The 23,708-nt window shown below is 71.4% G+C and carries 22 protein-coding genes and 2 tRNA genes; 20 read left to right on the top strand and 4 right to left on the bottom strand.

Annotated elements, in window-relative coordinates:
• Positions 1-2 precede the first annotated feature (2 nt).
• Positions 3-1,073 (top strand): hypothetical protein, encoded by a 1,071-nt coding sequence (locus ACIBNA_RS03130; protein ID WP_399163555.1) that lies wholly within the window; start codon positions 3-5, stop codon positions 1,071-1,073.
• Positions 1,074-1,133: 60 nt separating this feature from the next.
• Here ACIBNA_RS03130 and ACIBNA_RS03125 read toward each other — a convergent pair whose 3' ends face one another.
• Complete coding sequence (locus ACIBNA_RS03125) at positions 1,134-2,249, bottom strand: M48 family metallopeptidase (RefSeq protein ID WP_399163554.1); 1,116 nt, start codon at positions 2,247-2,249, stop codon at positions 1,134-1,136.
• A gap of 124 nt (positions 2,250-2,373) precedes the next feature.
• Between ACIBNA_RS03125 and ACIBNA_RS03120 the strand changes: the two genes are divergently transcribed.
• From ACIBNA_RS03120 to ACIBNA_RS03075, 10 genes are all read left to right on the top strand, one after another.
• On the top strand, positions 2,374-2,535 hold the full coding sequence (locus ACIBNA_RS03120) for a hypothetical protein (protein ID WP_086602242.1): 162 nt from the start codon (positions 2,374-2,376) through the stop codon (positions 2,533-2,535).
• 162 nt (positions 2,536-2,697) lie between these two features.
• The gene (locus ACIBNA_RS03115) at positions 2,698-2,862 is read left to right on the top strand and encodes a hypothetical protein (protein ID WP_184983671.1); all 165 of its coding nucleotides are present in this window, start codon (positions 2,698-2,700) and stop codon (positions 2,860-2,862) included.
• A gap of 68 nt (positions 2,863-2,930) precedes the next feature.
• The gene (gene nadD / locus ACIBNA_RS03110) at positions 2,931-3,674 is read left to right on the top strand and encodes a nicotinate-nucleotide adenylyltransferase (protein ID WP_274816243.1); all 744 of its coding nucleotides are present in this window, start codon (positions 2,931-2,933) and stop codon (positions 3,672-3,674) included.
• A 16-nt stretch (positions 3,675-3,690) separates the two neighbouring features.
• Positions 3,691-5,385, top strand: a complete 1,695-nt coding sequence (locus ACIBNA_RS03105) for an LCP family protein (RefSeq protein ID WP_399163553.1) — start codon at positions 3,691-3,693, stop codon at positions 5,383-5,385.
• A 104-nt stretch (positions 5,386-5,489) separates the two neighbouring features.
• A complete protein-coding gene (gene rsfS, locus ACIBNA_RS03100) occupies positions 5,490-5,936 on the top strand; it encodes a ribosome silencing factor (RefSeq protein WP_399163552.1) in 447 nt (148 codons plus the stop codon).
• Positions 5,927-6,601 carry a histidine phosphatase family protein gene (locus ACIBNA_RS03095; protein ID WP_399163914.1) on the top strand — a complete coding sequence of 225 codons (675 nt, stop codon included), beginning with the start codon at positions 5,927-5,929 and terminating at the stop codon, positions 6,599-6,601. Before rsfS ends, ACIBNA_RS03095 begins: the two co-directional genes overlap by 10 nt.
• Positions 6,602-6,702: 101 nt before the next feature.
• Positions 6,703-6,775 (top strand) — tRNA-Ala (locus ACIBNA_RS03090).
• 201 nt (positions 6,776-6,976) lie between these two features.
• Positions 6,977-7,147, top strand: coding sequence for a hypothetical protein (locus ACIBNA_RS03085; RefSeq protein WP_399163551.1), 171 nt, complete (start codon positions 6,977-6,979; stop codon positions 7,145-7,147).
• Positions 7,148-7,150: 3 nt separating this feature from the next.
• Positions 7,151-7,384 carry a hypothetical protein gene (locus tag ACIBNA_RS03080; protein WP_006136074.1) on the top strand — a complete coding sequence of 78 codons (234 nt, stop codon included), beginning with the start codon at positions 7,151-7,153 and terminating at the stop codon, positions 7,382-7,384.
• 128 nt (positions 7,385-7,512) lie between these two features.
• Positions 7,513-7,585: transfer RNA gene (locus ACIBNA_RS03075), tRNA-Ala, on the top strand.
• Positions 7,586-7,704: 119 nt separating this feature from the next.
• Here ACIBNA_RS03075 and ACIBNA_RS03070 read toward each other — a convergent pair.
• Positions 7,705-9,321: an NADH-ubiquinone oxidoreductase-F iron-sulfur binding region domain-containing protein gene (locus tag ACIBNA_RS03070; protein WP_399163550.1), complete on the bottom strand. Its 1,617-nt coding sequence runs from the start codon at positions 9,319-9,321 to the stop codon at positions 7,705-7,707.
• Positions 9,318-10,583, bottom strand: coding sequence for a cytochrome b/b6 domain-containing protein (locus ACIBNA_RS03065; RefSeq protein ID WP_399163549.1), 1,266 nt, complete (start codon positions 10,581-10,583; stop codon positions 9,318-9,320). The genes ACIBNA_RS03070 and ACIBNA_RS03065 overlap by 4 nt, the downstream gene beginning before the upstream one ends.
• Before the next feature lie 467 nt (positions 10,584-11,050).
• On the opposite strand from ACIBNA_RS03065, the gene leuS reads away from it, so the two are divergent.
• The 9 genes from leuS to holA all read left to right on the top strand — a co-directional run bounded on the left by leuS (position 11,051) and on the right by holA (position 23,167).
• The gene (leuS, locus tag ACIBNA_RS03060; protein ID WP_399163548.1) at positions 11,051-13,930 is read left to right on the top strand and encodes a leucine--tRNA ligase; all 2,880 of its coding nucleotides are present in this window, start codon (positions 11,051-11,053) and stop codon (positions 13,928-13,930) included.
• Between the two features lie 138 nt (positions 13,931-14,068).
• Positions 14,069-14,830: a hypothetical protein gene (locus ACIBNA_RS03055; protein WP_399163547.1), complete on the top strand. Its 762-nt coding sequence runs from the start codon at positions 14,069-14,071 to the stop codon at positions 14,828-14,830.
• A gap of 72 nt (positions 14,831-14,902) precedes the next feature.
• Entirely contained in the window at positions 14,903-15,748 is an 846-nt protein-coding gene (locus ACIBNA_RS03050; protein ID WP_399163546.1) for a DegV family protein, read from the top strand.
• A gap of 119 nt (positions 15,749-15,867) precedes the next feature.
• Complete coding sequence (locus ACIBNA_RS03045; RefSeq protein ID WP_399163545.1) at positions 15,868-17,022, top strand: helix-hairpin-helix domain-containing protein; 1,155 nt, start codon at positions 15,868-15,870, stop codon at positions 17,020-17,022.
• Entirely contained in the window at positions 17,019-19,862 is a 2,844-nt protein-coding gene (locus ACIBNA_RS03040) for a ComEC/Rec2 family competence protein (protein ID WP_399163544.1), read from the top strand. Before ACIBNA_RS03045 ends, ACIBNA_RS03040 begins: the two co-directional genes overlap by 4 nt.
• A 4-nt stretch (positions 19,863-19,866) precedes the next feature.
• Entirely contained in the window at positions 19,867-20,706 is an 840-nt protein-coding gene (locus tag ACIBNA_RS03035; RefSeq protein ID WP_399163543.1) for an arylamine N-acetyltransferase, read from the top strand.
• A 256-nt stretch (positions 20,707-20,962) separates the two neighbouring features.
• A complete protein-coding gene (locus tag ACIBNA_RS03030; RefSeq protein ID WP_399163542.1) occupies positions 20,963-21,844 on the top strand; it encodes a YceI family protein in 882 nt (293 codons plus the stop codon).
• Between the two features lie 42 nt (positions 21,845-21,886).
• Positions 21,887-22,132 (top strand): hypothetical protein, encoded by a 246-nt coding sequence (locus tag ACIBNA_RS03025; RefSeq protein ID WP_399163541.1) that lies wholly within the window; start codon positions 21,887-21,889, stop codon positions 22,130-22,132.
• A gap of 45 nt (positions 22,133-22,177) precedes the next feature.
• Positions 22,178-23,167 carry a DNA polymerase III subunit delta gene (holA, locus tag ACIBNA_RS03020; RefSeq protein WP_399163540.1) on the top strand — a complete coding sequence of 330 codons (990 nt, stop codon included), beginning with the start codon at positions 22,178-22,180 and terminating at the stop codon, positions 23,165-23,167.
• Between the two features lie 36 nt (positions 23,168-23,203).
• Here holA and ACIBNA_RS03015 read toward each other — a convergent pair whose 3' ends face one another.
• On the bottom strand, positions 23,204-23,629 hold the full coding sequence (locus ACIBNA_RS03015; RefSeq protein ID WP_399163539.1) for a VOC family protein: 426 nt from the start codon (positions 23,627-23,629) through the stop codon (positions 23,204-23,206).
• Between the last annotated feature and the right edge of the window lie 79 nt (positions 23,630-23,708).

The raw sequence follows: 23,708 nt of genomic DNA, 5'->3' as shown, positions 1-23,708 counted from the left end.
ATATGGGCGGGCCTGGAGACCCACCTGAGGGGCCACCCGAGGGCGGTCCCTCAGGTGGAGAGGACGAGTACCGATCCGTCGTCTTCGACGAGTCGTTCGTCCGGGCTGCCCGCCTCCAGGAGTACTCCGCCCAGGAGCGCATCAGCGACCACGCGCCCGCCGTGCGCCGCGCCCCGCCCCTGCGCCGGGGCCTGTCCCGGCAGGCGCTGGTCCTGGTCCTGCTGATCGCCGTCGCCTTCGGCACCGCGATCTACATGGGTGTACGGCACCCCTACCAGACGCCCACCGCTCAGGAGTCCGCCGAACCGCTGCGGATGACCGTCATCCCGCTGGCCCCCGAGGGCAAGGTGCCCGGCACGGCCGACACGGCGTACCTGTACGAGCGCAGCCCCGCCGCACAGTTCAAGACCGGCGCGGAGGGCGTGCCGCTGCCCGCCTCGCGGCGCACCGCGCACTTCTCGGACAGCCAGGTCGTCAGCGCCCTGACCACCGCCAAGGACTACATCGTCCGCTCCGCCCTCGACCCGGACGTGCTCACGGGCCGTGAGGTCCGGGCCGTCCGCGTCCTGCTGGCCCCCGACCAGCTGGACCAGTTCGATCAGAGCTTCGCCCGCCCCACCGCGGACGGACGCCATGCGCCCACCGGGTGGCTCGTCCGCTTCGACCCCTCCCGCGCCGAGCTGGCCGACCGCAAGGTGCGGGTCCAGGGCACGCTCCAGGCCGCCGAGGCCGACTCGTCCACGCTCGAGGTCACCGCCGACCACACGTTCGTGTACGCACTGCGGCCGGCCGGGGCCGGTGACAAGGCCGAGGTGTCCCTGTTCACCGTCCGCCGCGAGCTGCACTTCCGCTTCGACCGCGACGACCTGCGCCTGCACCAGGCCCAGCTCGTCGTCTCCTACGTCCAGGCCGGCCCGCTCTCCTGCGCCGAGGACTCCACGAACCACCTGCGCCCCCTGCTGGCCGGCCAGACGGCCAAGGAAGGCGGCCCCGCCGGCACGGACCCCTACGCCACGGGCAGCGCCACGGCCCTGTGCGGCTCCCTGGCGAAGAGCGCGCAGCCGAAGGTGTGAGCCGGGCTCCCCGCCGGCCGCCCGGGGCGCTGTGGCCCTCCCGACGCTCCTACGGGTGCCTCAGCCGTCGTCGCGTGGCGGCCGGTCGTCTCCCGGGGAGTCCGACGGGTCCGGCGTCTCAGGCCCGCGAGGCGGCTTCTGAGCCGAGTTCGTGAAGCCGCCGAAGCCCCGGCGGACGCGGTCGCCCAGGTCGCCGGCGCCACCGGCGAGGTCGGTGACCAGCTTCATCAGCGGGTCCTTGGAGCTCTTCACATGGGTCGTGTAGTGGTTCGCCGACTCCCGCCAGGAGTCCCGGACCGAGGTGTCCTTGTCCTCGTCGCGCCGCGGGTAGTGCCCGTCCATGATCCGCTGGTAGTCCCGCGACTCTGCCCACTTCTTCAGCTCGGCCGCCCGCACCGTGGTGAAGGGGTGGGAGCGGGGCAGCACGTTCAGGATCTTCAGCACCGAGTCGCGCAGGTCGCCCCCGGCCTCGTACTCATCGGCCTGGGCGAGGAACGCGTCCACGTTCATCTCGTGCAGGTGGTTGCCGCCCGCGATCTTCATCAGACCCCGCATGGACGCCTGGAGATCCTGCCCGACCAGCAGCCCCGCCCGGTCCGCCGACAGCTCCGACTTGCGGAACCACTCCCGCAGCCCGGTCACGATCGCCATGATCGCGAGGTTGCCCAGCGGGATCCAGGCGACCCGTACGGCGAGGCTGGTCAGGAACAGCAGGATCGTCCGGTAGACCGAGTGCCCGGACAGCGCGTGCCCCACCTCGTGGCCGACGACCGCCCGCATCTCCTCCTCGTCGAGCAGCTCGACGAGCCCCGTCGTGACCACGATGATCGGCTCGTCCAGGCCGATGCACATCGCGTTCGGCTGCGGGTCCTGGTTCACGTACATCGGCGGGACCTTCTCCAGGTCCAGGATGTAGCAGGCGTCCCGCAGCATCACGTTCAGATGCGCGAACTGCTGGTCCGACACCCGCACCGAGTCGGACAGGAACAGCAGCCTCAGACTGCGCTCGGGCAGCAGACCGCTGAGCGCCTTGAACACCGTGTCGAAACCGCTCAGCTTGCGCAGCGCCACCAGGGCGGAGCGGTCGGCCGGATGCTCGTACGTACGCGAGGAGATCCCGGGGAAGCGCCTGCGCTGCCTGCTCGGCACGTTCTCGTGCTCGTGGCCGTCGGACATGTCTTCCCCCATGTGCGTCGTGTGACCTTTACGGCCCCTTGTGCGGCCTTTTGCTTCCCCGAGGCAGAGCCCAGCCTAGGCGGAGTTACGGTGGTCGGGCAGTACAGCGAAGGAGACCACCGCCATGGAGCACCACCCCGCGGCCGCCTGGCTCGCCGAGGCCGCGACCGCCGCCGAGCGGCAAGGAGGGCCGGGGATGCTGAGGTACGTACTGATCGTGATGATCCTGGGCTGTGTGCTGACCGCGTGGTTCCTGCTGCGTGGCTACAGACGGAAGGACGACTGAGGCACCGGGAAGGTTCCCCGCCTGGCCCCGTGACCGGGCCGGGCGGGAGCAGGCACCGCCTCCGTGTCACGAAGAGGCGGAGTCGGGGTGATCGCGGTCGGGGCGCCCGCTTACGATGAGCCGACGTCTTTAACCCGCCCACACCGATAGGTCCTGCCGAAGATGAGCTTCCACAGCACCGCTGCCCAGTTGGTCACCCTCGCCGCCGAGGGCGAGGAGCACGGCGGAAACCACGAGAGCCTCAGCCCCTTCCTCACCGGTGGCGCCGCCCTTTTCATCCTGCTGCTCATGCTGTGGATCACCACCCGCTTCAACCGCGACCGCTGAGCCCGGCAGGGCGCCCCGCGCGGGGAGCCCCCGGGACCCCTCAGGCAGGGCCGGTAGGGTCTGCACGCATGGGAGAGCAGGACATGCCTACCGGTCCGGCGAACGAGACGCCGCACGACCCGGCACAGGACACGGCGAGCGGCACCGAGCGACACTCGGAGCCCCGCCGTGCCGCCACGGCGCACCGCCAGATCGACGGCCCCGGAACAGGCCGGCCCCAGCCGGGCAAGCGCCGCCTCGGCGTCATGGGCGGCACCTTCGACCCGATCCACCACGGGCACCTGGTGGCGGCCAGCGAGGTCGCCGCGGCGTTCCACCTCGACGAGGTGGTCTTCGTCCCCACCGGCCAGCCCTGGCAGAAGAGCCACCGCAGCGTCTCCCCGGCCGAGGACCGCTACCTGATGACGGTCATCGCGACCGCCGAGAACCCGCAGTTCTCCGTGAGCCGCATCGACATCGACCGCGGCGGGCCCACCTACACCGTGGACACCCTGCGCGACCTGCGCGCGCTCAACCCCGACACGGACCTGTTCTTCATCACCGGCGCCGACGCGCTTTCCCAGATCCTCACCTGGCGGGACAGCGAGGAACTGATCTCCCTCGCGCACTTCATCGGGGTCACCCGGCCGGGCCACCACCTGAACGACCCAGGACTCCCGGAGGGCGGCGTCTCCCTCGTCGAGGTCCCCGCCCTCGCCATCTCCTCCACGGACTGTCGTGCGAGAGTCGCCAAGGGCGACCCCATCTGGTATCTGGTGCCGGACGGAGTCGTGCGCTACATCGACAAGCGCGAGCTGTACCGCGGCGAGTGAGCCGAGAGGGGCACCGGTGAACGACCGATACGACCCGGGGTACGGGGGCGACCAGTACGAGCTCGTCGGCTACGACGAGTACGGCCGGCCTGTCTACCGCCAGGTCCCGGCACAGCAGACCCAGCAGCAGACGTACGACCCGTACGCCCAGCAGCAACAGCAGGGCTACGGCTACGACCCGTACGCCCAGGCCGGGCAGCAGCCCCCGCCCGCGTACGACTACGGCGGCGGTCAACAGCAGCCCGTCCACGGCTCCTACGACCCCTACGCCACCGGGCAGCACCAGGGCGGCAGCGCGTCCCACGACCTCTATGGCCAGGCCGCGGCCGGCGCCGGCACGGCCCAGCAGCCCCGCGTCGCCGAACAGACCGCCCACATCCCGCAGCAGGCGGGGCCGGCCGACGACGAGGAAGTCCGCGACCGGTCCCAACCGGAGTACCACACCGAACAGTTCGGGTTCGTCGAGGAGCCCGACGACAACTCCGAAGACGTCATCGACTGGCTGAAGTTCACCGAGAACCGCACCGAGCGTCGCGAGGAGGCCCGGCGCCGCGCCCGCAGCCGGATCGTCGCCCTGGTCGTCGTCCTAGCGCTCGCCGCGGTCGGCGGCGTCGGTTACCTCTGGTACGCGGGGAAGCTGCCCGGCCTGTCCTCCGACGACTCCGCGACGGGCACCGCGACGGCCGCGGGCGCCCAGAAGCGCGACGTGATCGTCGTCCACCTGCACGACACCAAGGGCGGCGGCACCGCCACGGCCCTCCTCGTCGACAACACCACCACCAAGCGGGGCACCACCGTCCTGCTGCCCAACTCCCTCGCCCTGACCAGCGACGACGGCACCACGACGACGCTGGCCAAGTCGGTCGAGGACGACGGCTCCGACGGCACCCGAGACGCGCTCGACACGGTCCTCGGCACCGACATCGAGGGCACCTGGCGCCTGGACACCCCCTACCTCCAAAACCTCGTCGACCTCATCGGCAACATCGACGTCGACACCAACACGGACGTCCCCGACCCCGGCGCCAAGAAGAAGGGCGCGGCCCCCCTGGTCAACCAGGGCAAGGACCAGACCCTCAGCGGCAAGATGGCCGTCGCCTACGCCACCTACCGCGCCCCCGGCGAGGCCCAGAACGCCCAGCTGGAGCGCTTCGGGCAGGTCCTGCAGGGCGTACTGCGCAAGATGTCCTCCGACCCGCAGGCCGCGACGACCACGATCCAGACGCTGGCGCAGATCCTGGACCCGTCCCTGACCGACAAGGACCTCGGCTCCTTCCTCGCCGGGCTCTCCGACCTCGCCAAGGGCGGCGACTACAAAACGGACCTGCTGCCGGTCCAGACCGACGGCACGCTCAGTGCCCAGGCGAGCGCGGGCGTGGTCAGGAACGTCCTCGGCGGCACCGCCAAGAGCCCCGACAAGGACGCCGCCGTCAGCGTCTCCGTCCAGAACGCCAGCGGTGTGAAGGACAACACGGAGAAGGCCCGCGTCGTACTCCTCAACGGCGGCTTCACCTTCCTGGAGGGCGGCACGCCCGGCACCGCCCAGGCCACGTCCAAGGTCACCTACGCCGACGCCGCCGACAAGGCCGACGCGGCCGAGGTCGCCAAGACCCTGGGCCTGCCCGCGGGCTCCGTCACCAAGGGCAGGACCTCCACGAGCGCCGACGTCGCCGTGGTTCTCGGCCAGGACTACAAGCCGTCGTCCGACTAGGCGCAAGCGGCGCGCCCCCCACGTGATTGCCGTAATCGCGTGGGGGGCTGTCGGCGGTCCGTGAGACCCTTGGTGGCAAGTGACCGCCGACGGAAAGCCTTGTAGTGACCGTGACCGACCGCTCTCACGAGCTGATCAACACCGCCGCCCAGGCGGCCGCCGACAAGCTGGCACACGACATCGTCGCCTACGACGTCAGTGACGTGCTGTCCATCACGGACGCCTTCCTGCTGGCCTCCGCGCCCAACGACCGCCAGGTCAAGTCGATCGTCGACGAGATCGAGGAGCGCCTCAACAAGGAGCTCGGCGCCAAGCCGGTGCGCCGCGAGGGCGACCGCGAGGCCCGCTGGGTGCTGCTCGACTACGTCGACATCGTCGTCCACGTCCAGCACAGCGAGGAGCGCGTCTTCTACGCCCTGGAGCGGCTGTGGAAGGACTGCCCCGAGCTGGAGCTGCCCGAGGACGCCAAGGCCACCCGCGGCAAGGCCGAGCAGCACGCCAAGCTGCAGGCGGCCGAGGAGGCGGCGGAGCTGGACGGTGACTGGCGGTGACCTCCTTCAGTGAGGCGTCCGCCGGCCAGGGCCGAGGCCGCCGCGTCATCCTCTGGCGGCACGGCCAGACCGCGTGGAACGTGGAGCGCCGCTTCCAGGGCACCACGGACGTCGAGCTCACCGAGACCGGCGTCGCCCAGGCCCGCCGCGCCGCGCGGCTGCTCGTCTCCCTGAAGCCGGACGCGATCGTCGCCTCCGACCTGAAGCGGGCCGCGAACACGGCCGCCGAGCTCGCCGCGCTCACCAGCCTCGACGTGACCCACGACGAGGCGCTGCGCGAGACCTACGCGGGTGTCTGGCAGGGCCTGACGCACGAGGAGATCATCGCCCGGCACGGCGACGAGTACGCCGCGTGGAAGCGCGGCGAGCCGGTGCGCCGCGGTGGTGGCGAACTGGAGACCGAGGTCGCCGACCGCGCCGCCCCCGTGGTGCTGCGGCACGCCGAGAAGCTCCCCGAGGACGGCACGCTCGTCGTGGTCAGCCACGGCGGCACCATCCGCACCACCATCGGGCGCCTCCTCGCCCTGGACCCCCACCACTGGGAGAGCCTCGGCGGACTCTCCAACTGCTGCTGGTCCGTCCTCGGTCAAGGCGCCCGCGGCTGGCGCCTGCTGGAGCACAACGCCGGCACCCTGCCGGAACCGGTGCTCGGCGACGACGACTGACCCCCGGATTTCACTTTCCGGCAGGTCGCAGGCTAAAGTTCTTCTTGTTCGCCCCGCCAGACGGGGAGACAGAATCATCATGCGGCTCCGCCGCATGGCGAGGGGCTATAGCTCAGTTGGTAGAGCGCCTGCATGGCATGCAGGAGGTCAGGAGTTCAATTCTCCTTAGCTCCACGTCAAGATCCCGTTCCCGTCCAGGGGGCGGGATTTTTCGTGCCCGGCGTTGAGTCACTCGGGCCCGGTCAGGCGTATACCTCTACGGCCACGACGCCTGCCGTGTCCGGACTGGTACTGAGGCGTCGCTGACCGTATTGCTCCGGCCGTGGCAGAATCAAACGGCCGGAAGGGGGCGCGGCCCGACGGGAGGGAGTAGCGATGCCTGCGAGCATCCAGGAGGTCGACCACCTCCTCGGAGCAGCATTGACATGGGATATGTCCACCCGCCTCAGCTGCCCTTCCTGCGGATCCGCGCACGTGGCCCAGATGCTCGGCGACAACGGCGGGATCTCCTACGTGTGCACGGCCTGCGGCCACAGCTGGAGCTGATCGATGGGTGCACACAGGCGGAAATGCGACTGGTGTGGCAGCGGGACTCCGATCGTCCGCGACATGGAGCCGATCAATCCCGACTACCAGTACTGGTGCGAGGAGTGCGCGCGGGCGCTGATCATAAAGGGCGACCCGATCGAGACGTACCGCGAGCTGGAGGGTGAGCCGATCTACGGCCGGCTTCTGGAGGAGCACTGCACGCTCAAGCGGTTCTATTCGTTCGTCACGGCGTAGAGCCCGCAGGGCTGGTGCAAATCCGGCATAGCGGGCATCCCTGTACGAGGCGAAATCGATTTGGTGTTGGGCCCGGTGGACCAGTAAAGTTGGCGTCGCCGCCGGGGAAACCCGGAGGGACACAGCAAGGGGCTATAGCTCAGTTGGTAGAGCGCCTGCATGGCATGCAGGAGGTCAGGAGTTCAATTCTCCTTAGCTCCACAGAAGATGAAGAAGGCGGGCCATCCGATCGGATGGCCCGCCTTCTTCGTGTGCGGTGTGTGCGGTGTCCGTGTGCGCGTACGGCGGGCTCCCCTGAGGGAAGCCCGCCGTACGCGTGCTCAGCGGCCGAGGGCGCGGCGGCCGCGGCCCTGGGACAGGACCGGGAGGTTGCGGGACGGCGCGCCGCCCTGAGCGCGCGTGTCCTCCTCGACGCGCAGGGCCAGCGCCGGACAGCGACGCACCGCGCGTAGAGCCTTGGCCTCGGCGTACCGCGGCACCTGCGCCTGCGCCACAGTCGGGAAGCCGTCGGCGCCGAGCTGGAACACCTCGGGGAGGATGTCCGCACACAGGCCGTGGCCCCGGCACAGTGTCCAGTCGACGTAGATCTTCTGGCGGCTGGGGCCGTTCTCCTCGGACTCGCCGCCGCCCGGGATGCCCCTAGGGGCCCTGCCGCCCTCGAAGAGCGGCAGAACGCCCTCCACGGGCCGTCCGCAGCCGTTTCCGAGGACATGGGCGGCCAGGTCGTCCGTGAACGCCTTGATGGTCGACTCGATGAACATCGCGGAGCCGTCCGGGTGCGAGCACGCGCCGCGCCGCTTGACGTTCTTGGCGACCTGCTTGAGGGCTTCCAGGGCGGCCGGTCCGCCGCCGTTGAGGATGTCCTCCAGGCCGCGCGCGGCGGCCGGCAGACCGAGGTAGCAGGGGCCGCACTGGCCCGCGCTCTCCTCCGCCAGCCACTGGGCGACGCGCAGTGACTCGCCCAGCGGGCAGGTGTCCTGAGTGATCGGCAGGATCGCGCCGGCGCCGAGCGAACCGCCCACGGCGTCCAGGGAGTTGCGGGAGACGATCGCCTCGTTGACCGTCGCCGCGTCGATCCACTTGCCGTGGTAGCCGCCGGTGAGCACGCCCTGCGGCATCGGCGGGGCGCCGGCGAGCTGGAGGACGTACCGCAGCGGCACGCCCGTCGGGACCTCGATCACCATGGGGCGGGCGACCGCCCCGGAGACCGTGAGCATGACGGTGCCCGGCTCGTCGTACAGGCCGGTGTTGCCGTAGCGCTCCGGGCCGATGCGGGCGGCGATGGCCAGTTGGGCGAAGGTCTCGGCGTTGGACAGCAGCGTGGGCGCGCCGCCGACGCCGTTCTGCGAGGCGCTGACCTTGCGGCCCGGCGGGATGGCGGGGCCGCCGTCGATGGAGCGGATCAGCGACGCGGCGGCGCCGGTGACCATGCGGACCGGGTTGCGCTGCACACGCGCGCGCAGTGCCGATCTGCGGCCGTTGCTGAGGCCGCGTTCGGCGAGCGCGGCCTCCATGGAGCGCTGTGTGGACTCACGGGTGACCCCCACCACGAGCGTGCGGGCACCCAGCGCCTCGGCGCACAGCAGTGCGCCGTCCAGGATCAGATGGGGAGCACGGTTGATCAGCACCGTGTCCTTGCGGCAGGCCGGCTCGTCCTCGCTTCCGTTCACGACGACGACCGGCCGGACGCCGCGTTTGATCGCCGACTCGGCGACCGAGCGCAGCTTCTTGTGGAAGGGGAAGCCCGCGCCGCCGCGGCCCTTCAGGTTGATGCGTTCGGCGAGTTGCGCGAGCTGCTCGCCGCCCATCGGCTCCAGTGGCCCGTGCACCTTCAGGTGCATGGGCAGATCGAGCCGATCGACAAGGTCGAAGCCGGACGTGAGCTGAGGAAGACCGACCACGCGGACTTCGGGTACGTCAGGCAAAGCCTCGTTCACTTAAAGCCTCCGGAAGGCGTGTTCCAAGGTTCGCCCGATCCCGGTGCGTCGAAGTCGTAGGACGCACCGGGCATTGTTTCAGTGGCGGGACCGCTGTTGTACGTGTCGTTCGGGTAGTACGTGTCGTAGACGGCGTTCGTCTCACCCGTGTCGTACACGTCACTCGATCCATAGCCGGCGGCGCCTGGATTGCCATAGGCCGGGATGCTTTGTCCGGTGTCCTGCAGGGGGTCGTAGGGCGGGATGTTGAAGCCCGTGTCCTGGAGCGGGTCGTAGGCCGACGGCGGGGCCTCGCCGACCGGTGGCGGGGACGGGATCGGCCAGTTGCCCGAGGTGCTGGAGGGGCCGTCCACGGTCGGGATGGTCTCGGTGGGCTGCATGTCCAGCGGCAGCTCCATGCGGGTGGTCGGCCCCGGCGCGAAGGCCTCCTGGCCCCGGGGAGGGCCCGAGACGGCCCGGTAGGCCGCGGCGAAGCCGTTCGCGGGGTCCTTGGCCGAGGGGCGTTCCGCCTTCTCGTACAGCGGCCCCGACGGGGAGGCCATGGCCCCCACGGGCGTGCCCCGGCCCTCGTAGCCGGGCAGCGCCGAGCCGGTGCCCGCCCGGGCCCGGCTCTCCTCCAGGTCCCTGCGGCCCTGGCCCTCCCCGGGCCCGATGAGCTCGGCGAACTTGTCGGCGACCTTGCGCTTGACCGGGCGCGGAGCGGCGCGCAGGGCGAGGGCTCCGGCCACGCCGGCCAGGGACAGGCAGTACAGGATGACGAAGATCGGCTTGGCCGGGCGGCCCGCGTAGAGGCCGTGGACCAGGGCGGCGCACCAGGCCGGGTAGGCCAGCATGTGCATGGCCCGCCAGCGGGCCGCGACGGGCGCCGGGGACGCGAAGCGGTTGCGCAGCATGCCCGTGACGCCCACGAAGATCATGAGCATGCTGGCCAGGGTGCCTAGGCCGACGAGGAACGGCCGGCCCATGAGCTCGTCGTTGTCGCTGGCGATGAGCCCGAAGGGGATGAACACCGCGACCCACGTGGTGTGGGCGAGCGCCAGCTTGACTCCGATGTGCATCAGGAGGAAGACGATCGAGGCGACCGCCGTCGTCCGGTGCACGGCCTGTGCCAGGATGCGCCTGCGCGCGTCGAGGAGGACCCGGTCCTGGGCGACCAGCCCCCAGATCACCGAGCAGGACAGGCATACGAGGGACAGCACGCCGACGCCGAAGTTGAGGAAGTCGGCGAACGTGTCGTCTGCCGTGGAGTCGTAGTTCGTCACGGTCGGCCTCCCCACATCCCGGTGACCGGGTGTAGCGGGCTGTTACTGCGATGAGGGTTCATGGGGGCAACTCCGAGCGGTTCGGGAAAGCGGTCCCGCTGCCGCACTCTAAGCCGCGCCATACCGATGGGTACGAGGTTTGAGTTATTGCGTTGTTATCAAAGGACAATGTGGTTGCTGTGATGTCCCTTAGTGACTGTTACGCGAAGTAACTTTTGACCTTGGTTCAGCTTATTGGGCACCGAGACGGCCCACCGGAAGCGCGTCGCGGCGCGCTGGGGGCCTGCGGTACCCTAACGCCATGCGTGCCGTACGCCTTCTGCTTAGCGGGCCGCGCTGATCAGTCCCGGCCACCGGACGAGTCGAGTGGCCGGAATCGGCGCGGCGTCCCCTCCTGTGCGAGGGGATTTTTCGTTTCCCGAACCCCACAGCCGCAGGCAGAGACGATCGATGGAGCTTTGAGGATCATGAGCGAGACGAACCCCGCTGCCGCCTCCGAGGTGGCAGCGCCGCACCGCTACACGGCCGCCATGGCAGCCGAGATCGAGGCACGCTGGCAGGACTTCTGGGACGCCGACGGCACCTACGGCGCGCCCAACGCGAAGGGTGACCTGGCGGGCGACCAGGGGACCGTCGCCAAGCCCAAGAAGTTCGTCATGGACATGTTCCCGTACCCGTCGGGTGCGGGCCTGCACGTCGGACACCCGCTGGGCTACATCGCCACTGACGTGTTCGCGCGCTTCCAGCGGATGACCGGCCACAACGTCCTGCACACCCTGGGCTTCGACGCCTTCGGACTGCCCGCCGAGCAGTACGCCGTGCAGACCGGCACGCACCCGCGCGTGTCCACCGAAGCCAACATGGAGAACATGAAGTCCCAGCTGCGCCGGCTGGGCCTGGGTCACGACAAGCGCCGGTCGTTCGCCACGATCGACCCGGAGTACTACAAGTGGACTCAGTGGATCTTCCTGCAGATCTTCAACTCCTGGTACGACCACGAGGCGAAGAAGGCCCGCCCGATCTCCGAGCTGGTCGCCCAGTTCGAGTCGGGTGAGCGGCCCGTACCGGGCCACACGCGCGCGTGGAGCGAGCTGAGCGCCGCCGAGAAGGCCGACGTCCTGGGCGAGTTCCGGCTGGCCTACGCCTCCGACGCGCCGGTCAACTGGTGCCCAGGCCTGGGCACGGTGCTGGCCAACGAGGAGGTCACCGCCGAGGGCCGTTCCGAGCGCGGCAACTTCCCGGTCTTCAAGGCCAAGCTGCGCCAGTGGAACATGCGCATCACGGCCTACGCCGACCGGCTGCTGGAGGACCTGGAGGAGCTGGACTGGCCCGAGGCCATCAAGCTGCAGCAGCGCAACTGGATCGGCCGCTCCGAGGGCGCCCGTGTCGACTTCCCGATCGACGGCGAGCGCATCACCGTCTTCACCACCCGCCCGGACACCCTGTTCGGCGCCACCTACATGGTGCTGGCGCCCGAGCATCCGCTGGTCGAGAAGTTCACCCCGGCCGCCTGGCCGGAGGGCACCCACGAGGTGTGGACCGGCGGTCACGCGACCCCCGGGGAGGCCGTCGCCGCCTACCGCGCGCAGGCCGCGTCCAAGTCCGACGTGGAACGGCAGGCCGAGGCCAAGGACAAGACCGGCGTCTTCATCGGCGCGTACGCGACCAACCCGGTCAACGGCGAGCAGATCCCGGTCTTCATCGCCGACTACGTGCTGATGGGCTACGGCACCGGCGCGATCATGGCGGTGCCGGCGCACGACGCGCGTGACTTCGAGTTCGCGCGCGCCTTCGAGCTGCCGATCAGCTGCGTCGTCGAGCCGACCGACGGCCGTGGCACGGACACCTCGACGTGGGACGGCGCCTTCGTGTCGTACGACGCGAAGATCGTCAACTCCACGGGGGAGGGTGTCTCCCTGGACGGCCTGGGGGTCGTCGACGCCAAGGCGCGCATCACCGAGTGGCTGGGGCGGTCCGGCATCGGCGAGGGCACCGTCAACTTCCGGCTGCGCGACTGGCTGTTCAGCCGCCAGCGCTACTGGGGCGAGCCCTTCCCGATCGTCTACGACGAGGACGGCATCGCCCACGCGCTGCCCGAGTCGATGCTGCCCCTGGAGCTGCCCGAGGTCGAGGACTACTCGCCGCGCACGTTCGACCCGGACGACGCCGACACCCAGCCCGAGACCCCGCTGTCCCGCAACGAGGACTGGGTCAACGTCACGCTGGACCTGGGCGACGGCCGTGGTCCGCGCACGTTCCGCCGCGAGACCAACACCATGCCCAACTGGGCCGGTTCCTGCTGGTACGAGCTGCGCTACCTGGACCCGCACAACAGCGAGCAGCTGGTCGACCCGGAGATCGAGCGGTACTGGATGGGCCCGGGCGAGGGCCGGCCGCACGGCGGTGTCGACCTGTACGTCGGCGGCGCCGAGCACGCCGTACTGCACCTGCTGTACGCGCGCTTCTGGTCCAAGGTGCTGTACGACCTGGGGCACGTCTCCTCGGTGGAGCCGTTCCACAAGCTGTTCAACCAGGGCATGATCCAGGCCTACGTCTACCGCGACAGCCGTGGCATCGCGGTGCCGGCCGCCGAGGTGGAGGAGCGCGACGGCGCGTACTACTACCAGGGCGAGAAGGTCTCCCGGCTGCTGGGCAAGATGGGCAAGTCCCTGAAGAACGCGGTCACTCCGGACGAGATCTGCGACGAGTACGGCGCCGACACGCTGCGTCTGTACGAGATGGCGATGGGCCCGCTGGACGTCTCCCGGCCCTGGGACACGCGCGCGGTGGTGGGCCAGTTCCGGCTGCTCCAGCGGCTGTGGCGCAACATCGTCGACGAGGCGACCGGCGAGGTGATCGTCGTCGACGCCGAGCCGGACGAGGAGACGCTGCGCGCCCTGCACAAGGCGATCGACGGCGTGCGCGGGGACCTGGAGGGCATGCGGTTCAACACCGCCATCGCCAAGATCACCGAGCTGAACAACCACCTGACCAAGGCGGGCGGGGCGGTGCCGCGGTCCGTCGCGGAGCCGCTGGTGCTGATGGTGGCGCCGCTGGCCCCGCACATCGCCGAGGAGCTGTGGCGCAGGCTGGGGCACGAGGGCTCGGTGGTGCACCAGGACTTCCCGGTGGCCGACCCGGCGTACGTGGTCGACGAGACCGTGACCTGCGTCGTGCAGGTCAAGGGCAAGGTCAAGGCACGGCTGGAGGTCTCCCCGGCCATCTCCGACGAGGAGCTGGAGAAGGCCGCGCTGGCCGACGAGAAGGTCGTCGCCGCGCTGGACGGGGCCGGGATCCGGAAGGTGATCGTGCGGGCGCCGAAGCTGGTGAACATCGTTCCGGCGTAGCCGCCAGGCACTGCGGACCGCTCTCGGGGTGGTCCCCTACGGGCAGGTTCGGGGTTTTTCTGGAACTCCGGGCCTGCCCGCTGCGTTTACCGTTGAAGAGCGACGTGAGGTGCCGTGACGTCCTGAGGAGGAGCCCTTGTGGAAGCAGTGATCGCAGTCTTCGCCCTGCTCTTCGTGCTCTTTCTCGGGCTCGGGGCGTACGCCACGGTGAAGGTGGTCGGCGCCGCCAAGCGCGGCGTGGACCGCGGCATCACCCAGGCCCGCCGCACGGTCGAGGACCACACACTGCGGGCCAAGTCCTTCGCCCAGCCCGGCACCGCGGGCGAACTCGCCCAGCTCCGGCTGAAGCTGCGCACCTCGATGCGCGCCACGCAGGACGCGTTGCAGGCGGCCGTCGCCGAGGACGAGTCCCTGAAGGAGTCCCTCGGCCTCTTCGAACGGCTCAGCGCCCATGGACACGAGCTGGACGACGAACTGAAGCGCCTGGAGTCCGAGCCGGACCGCACCGCGCTCGCCGAGCGGCTGCCCGAGCTGCGCGAGCGCACCGAACGCATCACGCACTCGGCGGACTCGCTGCGCTGGGCGGCCCGCGACCGCGCCCGCCGCTTCGCCGACGACGACCTGGACTCGCTCAGCGCGCAGATCGACCTGGAGTCCGGGGCGCTGCGGCACTGGACGACGGCCCCTGAGTCCCGGACCGCCTCTTCTCCGACGCCCCCGCCCGCCTCGCCGCCGTGGCCCGAGGCGCCCGCCGCGGATGGCGCCACGGCCGGGCAGACCTGGCCGGAAACCCCGCAGTCGAGCCCGGCCCAGGAGCCGGCACGACCCGCCATCACACCGCCGGGACCGCGCCCCACCTACCCCTGGCAGAAGAAGCCCCGCCCCGAGAGCACCACTTGATCCGGCCACTCGCGGCACAGGGCACGGGGGCCGGGCTGCCGCACGGGCACTACGGCAGGTAACCTCCAGCTCATGTCCCGCCATGTCGCGATCGTCACCGATTCAACGGCCTACCTGCCGGCCAGGACGATGGAGCGTCACGGCATCACAGCGGTACCTCTGACCGTCGTCCTCGGCGACCGGGCGCTGGAGGAGGGCACCGAGATCTCGACCCGCGCCCTCGCCCAGGCTTTGCAGAAGCGGCGCCCGGTGACGACCTCACGGCCCAGCCCCGCCGTCTTCGAGGAGACCTACCGCAAGGTCGCCGAGTCCGGCGCCACCGGCATCGTCTCCCTCCATCTGTCCGCCGAGCTCTCCGGCACGTACGACGCGGCCGTCGTCGCCGCGCGGCAGGCGCCGGTGCCGGTGCGGGTGGTGGACACCGGCATGATCGCGATGGCGCTCGGCTTCTGCGCGCTCGCCGCGGCGCAGACCGTGGAGTCGGGCGGCACGGTGGACGAGGCCGTCACCGCCGCGGAGAAGCGGGCCGCGGGCACGTCCGCCTACTTCTACGTCGACACCCTCGACTACCTGCGCCGCGGCGGCCGTATCGGTGCCGCGCAGGCCCTGCTGGGCTCGGCGCTCGCGGTGAAGCCGCTGCTGCAACTGGCCGATGGCCGTATCGAACCGCTGGAGAAGGTGCGGACCGCTTCGAAGGCCATCGCCCGCCTCGAGGAGATCGCGGCCGAGCGCGCGGGCAGCGCCCAGGTCGACGTCGCCGTCCACCATCTCGCCGCCCCGGACCGGGCGTCGGCCCTCGCCGACCGGTTGCGGGCACGGGTGCCGGGGCTTGCCGATCTGCATGTCAGCGAGGTCGGCGCGGTGATCGGGGCGCACACGGGGCCCGGGTTGCTGGGGGTCGTGGTTTCGCCGCAGTGAACGGTTACGGCGGGCTCTGATCACCCGAGTGGGTGGCCGAGTTATCCACAAGCCGGCGGTCGTCCCCGGGAATTGACCAAGATCATCGCGAGGGTGCCGAAGTGGCCGATCCTCGTCGCATGGCACTTCGATCACGTTCACGCACAGCGACTGCGACCAGCGGGCCGGGCCGTGGACCGGCGTCCGACGGCCGTATCCGTCACCGCCGTCACCGGCCTGTCGCACGCGGCCGGGCACGGCATCGTCATGCCTCGGCGGAGGAACTCCGCCGACGCGCGGAGGCGCTGTTCGGCGAGCATGCCGAACGGGCCGGGGAGCGGCGGGAGTCGGGCCATGGTCCGCCCGAGCCCGAGGAGACGGCCGGTGGAGGACGTGCTCGGCGAGGGCTCGACCGGGCGGAGGCTGCTGCGGGACCCGGTGTGGATCCTGATGTGGAGTCAGTCCGTGTGCCCGCCCGCGTCCCCGTCGGTGCCGACGGTGGGGCGGGCGCCGGGGTAGGTGGCGGAGACGGCCGCCTCGGGGAAGGGGCCTGGCGGGAGCGGGCCGGGCTCGCGGTGCGGGAGCGCATGCCCCTGTGGTTGCAGGCCAGGTGTGGCCTGGAGCGGCGGAGCGTGCTCGCGCTGACGGTGGTGCTCGTCGTCGCCGCGGCGTTCGCCGTGCAGCACTTCTGGGCCGGCCGGACCCAGTCCGTACGACCGCCCGAGGTGGTGCGAGCGGCGGCACCGTACGGAGAGCCGGGACAGAGCGGACAGGCCGGGCCGGAACGAGGACCGGGCGCGCCCGCAGGGGCGGCGAAGCCGACAGGTGCCGCAGGGGCGCCCGAGATCGTCGTGGACGTCGGCGGCAAGGTCCGTGAACCCGGGATCCACCGGCTGCCGGCCGGCTCGCGTGTCGCGGACGCGCTGCGCGCGGCGGGCGGAGTGAAGCCCGGCACGAAGACCGACGGTCTCAACCGCGCCCGCTTCCTCGTGGACGGCGAGCAGGTGATCGTCGGGGGACCGGCTCCCCCGGTGGGAACCGGGGCGGGCGGTACGGCTGCCGGAGGCACGGCCGGTGCGGCGGCGGGCGGCGCGATGCCAGGGGCTCCCGTCTCCCTCAACACGGCCACCGCGGACCAGCTCGACACCCTGCCGGGTGTCGGCCCGGTGCTGGCGCAGCACATCATCGACTACCGCACGCAGCACGGCGGGTTCCGCTCCGTGGACGAGCTGCGCGAGGTGAACGGCATCGGCGACCGCCGCTTCGCCGACCTGCGGAATCTCGTACGGCCATGAGGAGCGCCCGTGACCTGCCGACGGGGCGGGACGAGGCGACACCCGAGGCCTTCACCGCCGGGTCGGCCGCTCCCGCCCGGTCCTCCGTGCACGCCTCCTCCGGGAAGCGGCTGGGCAGCTCCCGTCCGCGGCAGGAAGGACCCACGGACCTACGGCTCGTCCCACCCGCCCTCGCGGCCTGGGGCACGGCCGCACTGGTGCTGGACGCATCGCCGGGGTGGGTTCTGGGCATCGTGGTCGGCTGTCTGGCCGCCGTCGGCCTGCTGCCGATGGCCCGGCGAGCAGGGTGGGCCTCATGGCCGCGAGCGTCGGCCGCAGCTGTGCTGCTGTGCGTGGCCGCGGCTGCCGCCTCGGCCGGGCTGCATGGGGCGGATCTGCGCCGGGGGCCCGTGCCCGGCCTGGCGCGGGAGTACGCGACGGTGACCGCCGAGGTCGAGCTCACCTCCGACCCCCGGCTCACCCGGCCGAAGGTCCGGGGCGATCACGTCGCTCCCACCGCCGTGCTGATCGACGCCGATGTGCGGCGCGTTCAGGAGGCGGGTGGCGCGACGGTGGCGACGCGGGCGCCGGTGCTGGTGATCGTCGACGTGGGGTCGGCCGGTCGTGCTGCCGACGGTGGGCGGTCGGTGTCTGCGGGTGGGGCGGCCGGGGCCGTCGGGGATGGGAGGCCCGCACCCGCGGGTGGGGCAACCGGGGCTGTCGGGGATGGGCCGTCGGTGCCCGCGGCTGGGGCGACCGGGGTTGTCCGGGATGGGAGACCTGAATCCGCGGGTGGGGCTCCCGGGGCCGTCGGGGATGGGCGGTCGTCATCCGCCACCGGGTCTGTCGAGGGTGGGAGGGCGGCCGCCGGTGGGCCCGTACGGTCGCCGTGGCTGGGGCTGCTGCCGTCGACGCGGCTGCGGGTCAGCGCGCGGCTGGCGCCCGCGATGACGGGCGGTGACCGGGTCGCGGCCGTGCTGCGGGTGCGGGGCCAGGACGAACCGGAGGTGGTGGGGGAACCCTCGGCCGCTCAGCGGGTCGCCGGGCGGTTGCGGGCCGGGCTGCGGGAGGCGACCGACGGGCTGCCGGCGGATGCCCGGGCGCTGTTGCCAGGGCTGGTCGTGGGGGACACCTCGCGGATCACCCCGGAGCTGGAGGAGGCGTTCAAGGAGACCGACCTCACGCACACGCTGGCCGTGTCCGGAGCCAACTTCACGATTCTGCTCGCCCTGCTGCTCGGGCCGCCGGGCCTGGCGCAGCACGTCGAGCGGCGGGGGCTCGCGCCCCGCCTCGGTGTCTCCCTGCGGGCGACCGCGGTGCTCGGAGGCGTGCTCTCACTCGGGTTCGTCGTCGTGTGCAGACCGGATCCGAGCGTGCTGCGGGCCGCGGCATGCGGAGCCGTCGCGCTGCTCGCCCTCGCGACCGGCCGCCGCAGGTCACTCATCCCGGCGCTGGCGACGGCGGTCCTGCTGCTGGTGCTGTACGACCCGTGGCTGGCGCGGAGTTACGGGTTTCTGCTCTCCGTCGTGGCCACCGGCGCCCTGCTCACGCTCGCGCCGCGCTGGAGCGCCGGGCTGCGTCGGCGCGGGGTGCCGCCGCGGCTCGCCGAGGCGCTGGCCGCCGCTGCCGCCGCGCAGGCCCTGTGCGCGCCCGTCGTCGCCGTGTTGTCGGCGCGGGTGAGCCTGGTGGCGGTGCCGTGCAATCTGATCGCGGAGTTCGCGATCGCGCCGGCCACCGTGCTGGGCTTCGCGGCACTGGCCACGGCACCGATGGCGATGCCGGTGGCCAAGGCCCTGGCGTGGTGCGCGCATTGGCCCGCCGAGTGGATCGCGGAGGTGGCCCGTACCGGGGCGGCACTGCCGGGAGCGGGAGTGGACTGGCCGGGCAGTTGGGCGGGTGCGGCGCTGCTCGCGGCCGTGACCCTGGTCGTGCTGCTCGTGGGGCGGCGGCTGCTCGGGCATCCCTGGTGGTGCGGGGTCTGCGGCCTGGCGCTGGTGCTGGCGGTGGTGCAGCCCCCGCCGCTGACCCGGGTGGTCACGGGCTGGCCGCCGCCCGGCTGGCGGCTGGTGATGTGCGACGTGGGGCAGGGTGACGCCATGGTGCTCGCGGCGGGCGAGGGCACCGGTGTGGTGGTGGACGCGGGACCCGATCCGCAGCTCGTCGACCACTGCCTGCGCTCACTCGGCATCACCAGGATTCCGCTGGTCGTGCTCACCCACTTCCACGCCGATCACGTGGCGGGCCTGCCCGGTGTGCTGCGCGGGCGGGCGGTGGGCGCGATCGAGACGACCGGCTTCGAAGAGCCGGCGGACCAGGCCGCGTTCGTACGGAGACAGGCGGCGGCCCGGAGGGTACCCGTGACGCGGGCCGCCGCCGGGGAGCAGCGCCGCACCGGAGAGCTGTCCTGGCAGGTGGTGTGGCCACCCCCGAGCCCGTCCCCGACCCCGCCACCGGGCTCGCATCCGCAGCTGCTCCCGGCCCACCCGGCGCCGGAGGGGCCGAACGACGCCAGCGTCGCCATGCTGGTCCGGTCGGCAGGACTGCGTCTTCTGCTCCTCGGGGACCTCGAACCCCCGGCCCAGCGGGCGCTGGCGAGATCACCGGCGGCCGAGGACCTGCAGAGCGTGGACGTGCTGAAGGTCGCCCACCACGGCTCGGCCTACCAGGACCCCGGCCTGATACGCCGGGCGGCCCCACGGCTGGCCCTGATCAGCTGCGGTGCGGACAACAGGTACGGGCATCCGGCGCCCGGCACGGTCGCGGCGCTGCGCGCCGGGGGTGCGGCGGTGCTGCGGACGGACCGGGACGGCGCACTGGCGGTCGTAGGAGGGGGCGGAGGGCTGAGGGTGGCGCGAGACTGAGGGTATGGACGCAGCACAGGTTGATGCCTATCTCCGCCGCCTGGGAGTCGAGCACCCGGCGTGGCCCACCGTCGACGTGCTCCGCGAACTGCACCTGTGCCACCTGCGGACCGTGCCGTTCGAGAACCTGTCGATCCATCTCGGCGAGGAGATCGTGCTGGAGGAGAAGCGGCTGCTGGACAAGGTGGTGGGTGCCCGGCGAGGCGGGTTCTGTTACGAACTCAACGGCGCCTTCGGGATGTTGCTCGCCGCGCTGGGGTACGACGTGGCGCTGCTCGCGGCGCGGGTGTACGGGGACGAGGAGCGGCTCGGGATCCCGTACGACCATCTCGTGCTGCGGGTGCGGACGGTGGACGGGGGTGACTGGCTGGCCGACGTCGGGTTCGGGGCGCACAGCCATCTGCCGCTGGCGTTCGGGGAGAGAGGAGAACAGCAGGACCCCGGGGGCACGTTCCGGATCGTGGAGGCGCAGCCGGACGCGGCCGGGGTGCGCGGTGGGCACGACACGGTGGAGGCGGCGGACCTGGACGTGATCCGCGACGGCAGACCGCAGTACCGCCTGGAGGTACGGCCGAGGGTGCTCGGGGACTTCGTGGCGGGTGTGTGGTGGCACAGCACGTCGCCGGTGTCGCACTTCACGCGGTCGCTGGTCTGTTCGCGGGTCACGGAGGACGGAGGGAGGATTACGCTCAGCGGCCGCAGGCTCACGGTCACCGCGGCCGACGGCAGCCGGGAGGAGCGGGAGCTGGGGACGGACGAGGAGGTGCTCGGGGTGTACCGGGAGCGGTTCGGTATCGAGCTCGGCTCGGTGCCGACGGTTCGGGGCACCGGCCGGGAGAGCTGATCCGGACAGAGGTGCAAGAGGCCGGACCAGAGGTGCAAGAGGGGAGAAAAAGGTCGATGGAGTAGCGAGGGGAGAAGGGGCAGAGGGGCCAGAAACCCCACTTGGCCCACATGGTGCTCCTCGTGCGTAGTCCCAGCACAAGTGCTGGATTCCCGTGATGTGGTCCCGTGTTGCCTCGAAAGCCTCATCGGTGGTCGAATGCCTCCTCGGTGAAGAGTGATCAAACAGCTGACTTCGAGTCGCGCGAGGTGTCCAGATGATCGGCCGCTGGCTGGGAAGCCGAACCAATCGGGTGCAACGGACGAGCCCCCTGGCGGCGGTGCCGATGCCGCCGAGCGCCGGGGTGCTGGCCTGCCGGGCGCTCGACCCCGTCAACGAACCGGTCAGACACGCGGAGTTCGCGCTCACCGACGCCATGGGGCGTCCGGTGGTCAGCGGGGGAGCGGATCCGTTCGGGTCGTTCGTGACGACGGTGCCCGCGGGGGAGTACCGGCTCGCCGTGTCGGCGGAGGGGTACACGCCGTACCGGGCGACCACGCAGGTCGCCGAGAGCTCGCTCGCGTCGCTCGGTGACGTGACGCTCCAGGTGGCCCGGCCGCCGGAGCTGCCGGAGCCCGGCGACTGGGATATCGAGTCGGCGCACTCCTCGATCGGCTTCACCGCACGGCACATCGGACTGGCACGGATCCACGGACAGTTCAAGTCCTTCGCGGGAGTCATACGGATCACCGAGCCGCTGGAGCAGTCGGCGATGCACGTGGTGATCGACGCGGCGTCCATCGACACCAACATGAGGATGCGCGACGACCACCTGCGGTCGGCGGACTTCCTGGACGTCGCGAAGTTCCCGACCCTCGAGTTCTACAGCGAACGGTTCGTGCACAAGGGCGGGAACCGGTGGGCCGTGACGGGGGCGCTGTCGCTGCACGGCGTGACGCGGACGGTCACGCTGGACACGGAGTACCTGGGGCTGGGCAACGGCATGGAGGGCGAGGTGCGGGCGGCCTGCCGGGCCACGACCGAGCTGCACCGGGACGACTTCACGGTGAGCTGGCAGACGATGCTGGCCCGTGGCATCGCGGTGGTGGGACCGAGCATCAAGGTCGACCTCGACGTGCAGGTCGTCCGCAAGAGCTGAGCCGGCGGTTCGGCCGTGGTGGGGTGTCGGACAATGACCGGCGTGAGTGATGTGCGACATGTGCTGGTGCTGCCCGACAGGGACGCGGCGGAAGAAGTGGTGCAGGCGCTCCCGGAGCGTTTCGGCGTCGTCGAGGAGCCGCAGCTCGTGCGGGACGCGCTGGCCGGCGAGGACGATGCCGAGGACGCGCAGTGGCTGGTCGTCCTGCGGGACGAGGAAGAGCGGCTGGATCCCGGGGAGCTGGACCGGTTCGCGGGGGAGTGGGACGGGTGGCGGGAGGAGCCGTAAGCCCTTCGGGACCCGTTGTCAGTGCCGCGTGGGATGCTTGTCGCGATGGCCAGGAAGACTGCGAATGACGACCCTCTCGCCCCGCTGACGCTTGCCGTGGGCCAGGAGGAGCTGCTGCTCGACCGTGCCGTGCGGGAGGTGGTGGCCGCCGCGAAGGCCGCCGACGCCGACACGGACGTACGGGACCTGTCCCCGGACCAGTTGCAGCCCGGCACGCTCGCCGAGCTGACGAGTCCCTCGCTCTTCGCGGAGCGCAAGGTCGTCGTCGTACGCAATGCGCAGGACCTGTCGGCCGACACGATCAAGGACGTGAAGGCGTATCTCGGGGCGCCCGCCGAGGAGATCACCCTGGTGCTGCTGCACGCGGGCGGGGCCAAGGGCAAGGGGCTGCTCGACGCGGCGCGCAAGGCGGGGGCGCGCGAGGTGGCCTGCCCGAAGATGACGAAGCCGGCGGACCGGCTGGCGTTCGTACGGCAGGAGTTCCGCGCGACGGGCAGGTCCGCCACTCCGGAGGCGTGCCAGGCGCTCGTCGACGCGATCGGGAGCGATCTGCGGGAGCTGGCGTCGGCGGTTTCGCAGCTGGTCGCGGATGTCGAGGGGACGATCGACGAGGCGATCGTCGGGCGGTACTACACGGGCCGGGCCGAGGCGTCGAGCTTCACGGTCGCCGACCGGGCGGTCGAGGGGCGGGCGGCGGAAGCGCTGGAGGCGTTGCGCTGGTCGCTGTCGACCGGGGTGGCGCCGGTGTTGATCACGAGTGCGCTGGCGCAGGGCGTCCGGGCGATCGGGAAGCTGTCGTCGGCGCGTGGCGGCCGGCCTGCCGATCTCGCCCGGGAGCTGGGCATGCCGCCGTGGAAGATCGACCGGGTGCGGCAGCAGATGCGGGGCTGGACTCCGGACGGGGTGGCCGTGGCGCTGCGGGCGGTGGCCGAGGCGGACGCGGGAGTGAAGGGCGGCGGGGACGATCCCGGGTACGCCCTGGAGAAGGCGGTGGTCACCATCGCGCGGGCGGCGCGGTCCAGGGGCCGGGGGTAATCCCGGCAGGACCCATAGCCCCCCATCACCCTCCGCTCACAAGACCGGCTCCCCGATCCCCAGCAGGTTCCCCTCGCTGTCATGGAACCAGGCGCCGCGTTCACCCCGGGCGCCCTTGCTCGGGTAGTTCCCCTCGATCTCGGCGATCCCGCCCTCCGTGCGGAAGCCGGGCACATCGACCTCCTCGAAGACCACGCCGCGCCGCTTCAGCTCCGCCACGGCGGCCTCGATGTCGCCGACCTCCAGTGCCATCTGGGTGAAGGTGCCGGGCGAGGCTCCCGTCGACCGGAACAGCACGAACTCCGCGCCGCCGCAGCGGTACAGCAGCCCACCGGGCCGTTCGTCGACCGGCTCCAGACCGAGTTTCTCGGAGTAGAAACGCCGCGCCCGCTCCAGATCCCGGGCGGGAAGCCTGGTCGCCACACGGGCCCCGGCCAGCACGTGCTTGTCGTCTGCGTCCATGTCTCCACTGTGCCGCCGAAGCCGTCCGGAGGGAGAATCGGGAGTGTCAGCCGTACTCGCCAAGAGACGGAGAGGTGGC

Origin of the sequence: Streptomyces sp. NPDC050164 (genome assembly GCF_044459945.1) — a bacterium.
In the GTDB taxonomy this organism is placed as follows: Bacteria; Actinomycetota; Actinomycetes; order Streptomycetales; family Streptomycetaceae; genus Streptomyces; species Streptomyces coeruleorubidus_A.
The sequence above is the reverse complement of the archived record's forward strand: the minus strand, read 5'-3'. Positions and strand labels throughout refer to the sequence as shown.